Origin of the sequence: Pseudonocardia sp. McavD-2-B (assembly GCF_024124365.1) — a bacterium.
Taxonomy (GTDB): Bacteria; Actinomycetota; Actinomycetes; order Mycobacteriales; family Pseudonocardiaceae; genus Pseudonocardia; species Pseudonocardia alni.
The window spans coordinates 1-7,493 of sequence record NZ_JAMXSG010000280.1; the positions used below are offsets into that span (position 1 = coordinate 1).

6 protein-coding genes are annotated in these 7,493 nt (G+C 74.4%); 3 read left to right on the forward strand and 3 right to left on the reverse strand.

What is annotated here, in order from left to right; genetic code table 11:
• Positions 1 to 284: 284 nt before the first annotated feature.
• Both NH602_RS25800 and NH602_RS25805 read left to right on the forward strand, forming a co-directional pair.
• The gene (locus NH602_RS25800; protein ID WP_253069143.1) at positions 285 to 2,204 is read left to right on the forward strand and encodes an alpha/beta fold hydrolase; all 1,920 of its coding nucleotides are present in this window, start codon (positions 285 to 287) and stop codon (positions 2,202 to 2,204) included.
• 91 nt (positions 2,205 to 2,295) lie between these two features.
• Complete coding sequence (locus NH602_RS25805) at positions 2,296 to 2,652, forward strand: VOC family protein (RefSeq protein WP_100880511.1); 357 nt, start codon at positions 2,296 to 2,298, stop codon at positions 2,650 to 2,652.
• A 9-nt stretch (positions 2,653 to 2,661) separates the two neighbouring features.
• Here NH602_RS25805 and NH602_RS25810 read toward each other — a convergent pair whose 3' ends face one another.
• The 3 genes from NH602_RS25810 to NH602_RS25820 all read right to left on the reverse strand — a co-directional run bounded on the left by NH602_RS25810 (position 2,662) and on the right by NH602_RS25820 (position 6,829).
• Positions 2,662 to 4,707 carry a DEAD/DEAH box helicase gene (locus NH602_RS25810; protein WP_202416385.1) on the reverse strand — a complete coding sequence of 682 codons (2,046 nt, stop codon included), beginning with the start codon at positions 4,705 to 4,707 and terminating at the stop codon, positions 2,662 to 2,664.
• Positions 4,708 to 5,102: 395 nt separating this feature from the next.
• Entirely contained in the window at positions 5,103 to 6,098 is a 996-nt protein-coding gene (locus NH602_RS25815) for an amidohydrolase family protein (RefSeq protein WP_073575095.1), read from the reverse strand.
• A 71-nt stretch (positions 6,099 to 6,169) separates the two neighbouring features.
• The gene (locus NH602_RS25820; RefSeq protein WP_179760020.1) at positions 6,170 to 6,829 is read right to left on the reverse strand and encodes an HAD family hydrolase; all 660 of its coding nucleotides are present in this window, start codon (positions 6,827 to 6,829) and stop codon (positions 6,170 to 6,172) included.
• Between the two features lie 130 nt (positions 6,830 to 6,959).
• On the opposite strand from NH602_RS25820, the gene NH602_RS25825 reads away from it, so the two are divergent.
• A complete protein-coding gene (locus tag NH602_RS25825) occupies positions 6,960 to 7,457 on the forward strand; it encodes a bifunctional nuclease domain-containing protein (protein WP_179760019.1) in 498 nt (165 codons plus the stop codon).
• The last annotated feature ends 36 nt before the right edge of the window (positions 7,458 to 7,493 follow it).

Genomic DNA, 7,493 nt, shown 5'->3' on the forward strand with positions numbered 1-7,493 from the left:
TGGGCCCCGCAGATCTCATGCTGGACCTCAACCGAGTCGAGCGAGCAGGGCGATGACCCAGCGGCACCTCGGGCGCATCGGCAACCCAATCACGATCACCGACACCCGGAGGGTGGACCAGTGAGCGCCACCTGGGCTCGGCTCGCGCCGGCGTGCCCGGGAGACCACCGCGCCCCGTGCCGGTGGGAGACCCGGGTCACGATCGCTGGAGTGTGCCGCGACGGCCGACGGTGCCATGGGGCCCAGGCACCGGGGACGGTCCCCGGCTCCGTGAGGAGGCACCGATGACCCACGCACCGACGACCCGGACATCCGCCCGCACCCGCATCACCCTCGAGGACTTCTTCGCCGACCCGGAGTTCGCCGGGCCGTCGCTGTCGCCGGACGGGAAGCGCATCGCCTACCTGGCCTCGCACCGCGGACGGCGCAACCTCTGGGTCCGGGGCGTCGACGAGACCCACGCCGACGCCGTCCCGGTCACCCACGACACCCGCCGCGGGATCTCCCGCTACCACTGGACCGGCGACCCGCGCTGGATGCTCTACGAGCAGGACACCGACGGCAACGAGGACTGGCACCTGTACCGGGTCGACCTCGACGCCCCCGGGGAGCCCGCCGTCGACCTCACGCCGATGGCGCCGGGCTCGCGGGTGTTCGGGGTCGAGCCGTCCCACGAGCGCCCCGGCACCGTGCTGGTCTGGATGAACCCCGACCCGATGTCGCTCGACATGTTCCGGGTCGACCTCGCGACCGGCGAGACCACCCTGGAGCTGGCCCAGCCCGGGTTGCGCGAGACCTGGCTGACCGACCGCGAGGGCCGCCCGGCGTTCCACTCGGTCATGACCGAGGCCGGCGACTACGAGTTCTCCGCGGTCGACCCCGACGGCGGGCGACGGCTGCTGCTCACCGTCGGCGGCCCGGAGCATCCGGTCGGTGTGTACCCGCAGATGGTCACCCCCGACGGCACCGGCCTGCTCCTGGGCCTCCACCAGGACTCCGACGACCTGCGGCTGGTCCGGATCGACCGGGAGACCGGCGAGCAGACCGTGGTGTCCGCCGTCGACGGGACGAGCCTGGACACGCTGGGGATGCTCGGCCCCGGCCTGCCGCAGACGCTGCTCACCGACAGCGCCACCGGCGAGGTCGTCGCCGCCCGGTACGTGGGGGGCCGGCCGCACCTGGAGATCCTCGACCCGGAGTTCGCGCCGGTGTTCGAGGCCCTGTCCGCGCTGTCCGACGGCGTACTGGAGTCGGTCTCCTCCGACGAGTCCGGGCGGCTCTGGATCGCCGGGTACACCCACGACCGCGAGCCGGGCGTGTACCGGCTCTACGACCATGCCACGGGGGAGAGCCGGGAGCTGTTCCGCGGTCACCCGCACCTCGACCCGGCCGACCTCGCACCGATGGACGCGGTGTCGTTCACCGCCCGCGACGGCCTCCCGCTGCACGGCTTCCTGACCCTGCCCGTCGGCACGACTCGGCAGGACACCGAGCGCCTGCCCCTGGTCCTGGTCGTGCACGGCGGGCCGTGGGCGCACGACGCCTGGGGCTACGACCCCGAGGTCCAGTTCCTGGCGAACCGCGGGTACGCCGTGCTGCAGGTCAACTTCCGGGGCTCCACCGGCTACGGCCGCCGCCACCTCACCGCCGCGATCGGTGAGCTCGCGGGCGCGATGCACGACGACCTGATCGACGCCTGCGACTGGGCCGTCGGGCAGGGCTGGGCCGACCCGGACCGGATCGGCATCTACGGCGGCTCCTACGGCGGGTACGCCGCGCTGGTCGGCGTGACCGTCACCCCGGACCGCTTCGCCGCCGCCGTCGACTACGTCGGCATCTCCGACCTGGCCAACTTCATGCGGACCCTGCCCGAGTTCGTCCGGCCGTACCAGGTCAACGCCTGGTACCGCTACGCGGGCGACCCGGACGTGCCGGAGCAGGCGGCCGACCTCGCGGCCCGCTCGCCGATCACGATGGTCGACCGGATCCGCACGCCGCTGCTGGTCGCCCAGGGCGCCAACGACGCCCGGGTCGTGCAGGCCGAGTCGGACAACATCGTGGCCTCGCTGCGCGAGCGCGGGGTGCCGGTGGAGTACCTGCTGGCCACCGACGAGGGGCACGGCTTCGCCAACCCGGAGAACCGGATCCGGCTGTTCCGGGCGATGGAGCGCCACTTCGCCGAGCACCTCGGCGGCTCCGCCTGAGCCCGTCGTTTCGCCGCACCGCCCCGGGGTAGGCCTCCGGGGACAGGGTGTCGAGCGACACGTCGGTGCACACCGGCGGAACGGAGTGGACGTGGCGAAGCAGGTGGCAGCGGTCTGGGTGCCGGTGACCGACATGAAGCGGGCGACCGCGTTCTACCGGGACGTCCTCGGCCTGGCCGTGACGATGGAGAGCGACGACTGGACCGAGCTCGATGCCGGCGGCCTCACCATCGGGCTCAACGGCCGGGAGACCGCGGAGACCGCCGACCACGGCGGTGCCGTGATCAGCTTCCACCCGGAGACGTCCATCGAGCAGGCCCTCGACGACCTGGAGCAGCGCGGCGGCCACGTCCAGGGCGACATCAGCGAGCACTCCTGGGGCCGGATCTTCCCGTTCCGCGACACCGAGGGCAACGACCTGCAGTTCTACACGCCGCCGGCGAGTTGACCCGACCGCTCACGCCGCCAGGTCGGCCTCCAGCGCCTCGGTGAGCAGCGCGACCAGGGCCTCGCGCTGTACGTCGGCCGACGACCCGGACACGTCGTCGGCGCCGTCGAGCGCCGCCGCCGCGAGGCCGGCCTTGGAGTCGATCAGGTCGGCGATCCGGGCGTCGATCGTCTGGGCGGCGAGGATCCGCCACGCGGTCACCGGTTCGGACTGTCCGATCCGGTGGCTGCGGTCGATCGCCTGGGTCTGCTCGGCCGCGGTCCAGGACAGCTCCGCGAGCACGATGTTCGAGGCGACCTGCAGGTTCAGCCCGACCCCCGCCGCGGTCAGCGAGCACACCGCCACCGCGACGCCCGGGTCGTTCACGAACGCGTCGATGTTGCGCTGGCGCACCGACGGCGTCTGGTCGCCGCGGATCGAGGAGTACCGCACGCCCTGCTTGGCGAAGGTCTGCTCGGCGGCGTCCATGACGTCGACGTGCTTGGCGAAGAACACGACCTTGCCCGCGCTGCGCGCGATCTGCACCGCGTAGTCCGCCGCCAGCCCGGCCTTGGCCCGGCCGAGGCGGCGCATCATCGTGAACACGTTGTCCCCGGAGCCCGCCTCCGCGGCGTCCTTCTGCTCCCAGCCCGCGACGTCGCGGACCAGGCCGTGGTCGATGCCCTCGACCGTCGGGCCGGACCGGCGGGCGGCGAGCGCGGCGGTGTAACGGGCGACCATCCGCCGGGCCAGCGCCTTCTCGGCGGCCCGGATGGACCGGCCGGTCGGGCCGTCGATCTCGACGGGCAGGTCGGCGATGCGCCGGGCGGGGATGTCCGCGGCGACGTCGATCTTGCGACGGCGCACGATGCCCATGTCGACGACGCACTGGCGGGCGGCGCGCTCGAACAGCCCGTCGGCCGGGGTCATGCCGGTCGCGGTCAGCGCGTCGAGCAGCTGGGCGCGCGGCTTGGTCGCGTCGATCCAGCCGAGGAACTGCCAGATGGCCAGGAAGTCCTCGACGTCGTTGATCAGCGGGGTGCCGGTCAGCGCCATCAGCAGCGGCCGCGGGATGAACGACCGGATCTTCTCGGCGATCTCCAGGACGTGCTTGGACCGCTGCGAGGTGCGGTTCTTGATGAAGTGCGCCTCGTCGACGACCATCCCGCGGAACCCGAAGTCGCCCAGCCAGCCGATGTGCCGGTCGAGCACCTCGTAGTTGACGACGACGATGTCGGCGAAGCCGTCGACGGAGTCGCCGTTGCCCTGGATCGCGGTCGCGGCCCGGCGCGGCGCCCACAGCGCGGCCTCGCGCACCCAGTTGGTCTTCACCACGTTCGGCACGACGACCAGCAGCGGATAGGCGTTCGCGGCCTCCGCCGCGCGCAGTGCCTGCGCGGTCTTGCCCAGGCCGGGCTCGTCGGCGAGCAGGAAGGTGCGGTGCCCGTTCTCCGCGGCGGCGACGAGCTCCGCCTGGTGCGGCATCAGCTCCCGCCCGCCGGGGACGGGACTGGTCGAGGGTTCGGGCAGCTCCATGCAGGCCGGCGCACCCGCCCCGGCGCGCTCGAAGGAGCGCAGCAGCGGGCCGAGCAGCTCCCAGCCGGTCAGCGGCGTCGGGCGCGGGCCGCTCGGCGGCGCGGCGGAGAAGTCGGGGGCGAGGAACGGGTTGGCCATCTGCCGGGCCACCACGGACTGCGGCACGACCTGCGGCTTCGCCGGGACGAGCGGGACCTCGACGGGCTCCGGTTCCGGCTCGGGCTCGTCGACCTCGATCCCGGCCGACCGCAGCATCTCCCGCTTGAGCGCGCGTGCCGAGTCGGAGACGACGGCGTCGTCGGCGAGCAGCGCCAGCAGGCCCGCGTCGCGGACCGCGTCCATCGCCAGTGCCTTCGCGATCTCGTCGAGACGCTGCAGGGTCTCGGCCCGCTTCGCGTCGTCGTGGCGGTCGCGGACGCGGGCCCGTTCGTCGCGCAGCAGCAGCGCCACCGTCTGGAACTTGGTGCGGGTGGCCGGGGTGACCCGGCCGGTCCGCAGGGCGGTCCGCACCTCGCGTGCGGCCCCGGTCAGCACCGACATCACGTCGTTGCCGCGCGTGCGGCGACGACGCTGGGGGGTGCTCTGGCGAGCCCCGGTCCGGGGCCTGCCTCCTCGCGCCACGTACTGCTCCTGTCGACGTCCTGCGGCGCCGGTCCGTGGCCGCGTCCCGTGGGGGCCGCGGCCGGACGTGCTCGACATGACGAAGGGCCGGATGGCCCCTCCGCACCACGAACCGGCCGGTGGGGGATCGCAGTCACGGAGGTCGGCGGTCCGGCTGCGGGAAGCGCCACAGGCCGTCGACGGTGTCCGGGACCCGCCGTACGACCCGGCCGTGGAACACCCGGGACGGTCGGCAGATCTGATCCGGGTCCCACCCTACCCCGCGCGGGCCCGTACGGCGCGTGACACACCGGTGGCGGACGACACCACCGCCGCTACCGGTCCGGGCCGACCGGTCCCTCGATGCGGAACAGCCGTCGCGCGTTGCCCTCGGTGAACAGGTCGCGGTCGGCGGCGGCGAACCCGTCGAGGAACCCCGCGACCTCCGCCCGTGACGGGTGCTGGAAGGGGTGGTCGGTGGAGAACAGCAGCCGGTCGGGCGTCGTCACCGCCAGCGCGTGCCGCAGGTGCGCGGGGTCGAGCATCCCCGAGCAGGTGAGCACGATGTTCTCGCGCACGTACTCGGGTACCGAGCGCTCCAGCCCGGCGACCCGGGCGACGCCGTTCGCGCGGTCGGCCCAGTAGGGCAGCAGCTCGCCCCAGTGTCCGAGTACGACGGTCAGGCCGGGGTACCGGTCGAAGGTGCCGCGGGCGATCAGGCGCAGCACCGCGACGGCGGCCTCCACGTGCCAGCCCCACCCGAACGTCGCGAGCGCCAGGTCGGTGGTGTCGCCGAACCCGGAGTAGGACGCGTCGCGCACGGCGGGCGGCGGGACCTGCGGGTGCACGAACACCGGCAGCGCGCGTGCCGCGGCGACGGCGAACAGGTCGTCGAGGCGGGGGTCGTCGAGCAGGATGTCGCCGCTGCGGCCGTAGACCATCGCCCCGACCAGGCCCCGGTCGGCGGCGCGTTCCAGCTCGGCCGCGACCGCCGACGGGTGCGCGGTGGGCAGGGTCGCCATCGCACGCAGGCGCCGCGGGTGGTCGGCGACGGCCGCGGCGGCGGTGTCGTTGAGCTCGCGGGACAGCGCGACCGCGTCCGCCGGGTCCAGCGGTCCGGTCGACGGCGGGGCGACCGAGAGCACCTGCAGGTCGACGCCCTGGGCGTCCATCGCGGCGAGCCGGCCCGCGCCGAGGTCGTGCAGCTGCGCGAGGTGGTCGCCGATGTCGTTGAGGGCCGTGCTCGGGTCCCGACGGTGCGCCGGCAGGGCGGCCAGCGCCGCGTCCAGCGCGGGGGAGGTCCAGTGCTCCTCGACGGCGATGATCGACATGCGATGCTCCCGTCCTGCCCGTCGCGGGACGCGACCACGGCCCGCACCGATGCTGCCAGCCCGGTCCCGGGTCAGCCGCGCAGGATCCGCGGGATCGCCTGCCGCACCGCGGCGAGGTCGGTGAGGACCTCGACGGCGCCTGCCGCGGTCAGCTCGTCGACACCCGCTCCGCCGGTGCGCACCGCGTAGGCGGGGTGCCCGGCGGCAGCGGCGGCGCGCACGTCCCACTCGGAGTCGCCCAGGACGAACGCGGTCGACCCGGCGACCCGGCGCACCGCCGCCCTGACCAGATCCGGGTCGGGCTTGGTGCGGCGCGCGTCGGACCGGGTGAGGCAGGCGTCGGCGAGGGTGCGTCCGTCGAACAGGTCCAGGTAGGCCTCGACGTGCTCGGGGTCGCCCGAGCTGGCCAGCACCACCTTCATCCCGAACCCGTCGCGCAGGTCGACGAGCAGTTCCGCCGCCTCGGGCAGGGCGACGACCTCGCCGAGCAGCGGGTCGAACTCCTCCTTCCAGGCGGCGCGGGCGTCGTCGCCGTGGGTGTCCTCGAACCCCTGACCGGCGACGGCGGGGACCAGCTGGTCCCCGCCCATCCCGACCGCACGGTGCAGCCGCCACAGCGGCACCGTGACGTCGAACCGGCGCAGGGCGCGGGACCAGGCGATGGTGTGGTGGTAGTTGGTGTCGACGAGCGTGCCGTCGACGTCGATCACCGCGGTGTCGGGGGTCGTCATCCGCGCGGGGTACCCACGCGCCCGGCGTCCACGCGGCGCCGGCCGGTGAGGTCGGACTCCGCGCGCCGCGCGGGTGTGGTCCGGCGCCCGGCGGGTACCCCGTGCGACACCGAGGACGGGATGTGCGCAGATGCCGCAGGTACGGGTGAAGGCCGTCGGCACCGACGCGGCCACGACCGACCGGGTCGTCCTGCTGGAGGAGACGTCCGGGTCGGGGCGGATCGTCGTCGTCGCGGTGGGGGAGGCCGAGGCGCTGGCCGCGGCGGCCGCGCTGGAGGGGGTGCAGAGCGCCCGCCCCGGTACCCACCGCCTGATCGGCGCCGTGCTGCGCGCCGCGGGCCGCCGCCTGGTCCGGGTCCGCGTGCACACCCTGCGCGACGCGGTGTTCCACGCCGAGCTCGACCTCGACGACGGCACCCGCGTCGACTCGCGCACCAGCGACGCGGTGGTGCTGGCGCTGCTGCTCGGCGCCGACATCGTCGTCGCCGACGCGGTGCTGACCGTGGCCGGGGTCGACCCGTCGACGGTCGTGGTCGAGGGGCTGGGCAGCGGCTCCGGCGAGCTGGAGGCGTTCCGCCGGTTCCTCGACACCGCCACGCCCGACGACTTCGACGAGCCGCCGCGCTGACCCCGGCGGCCACGCTCAGGCGACCGGCCTCCCCGC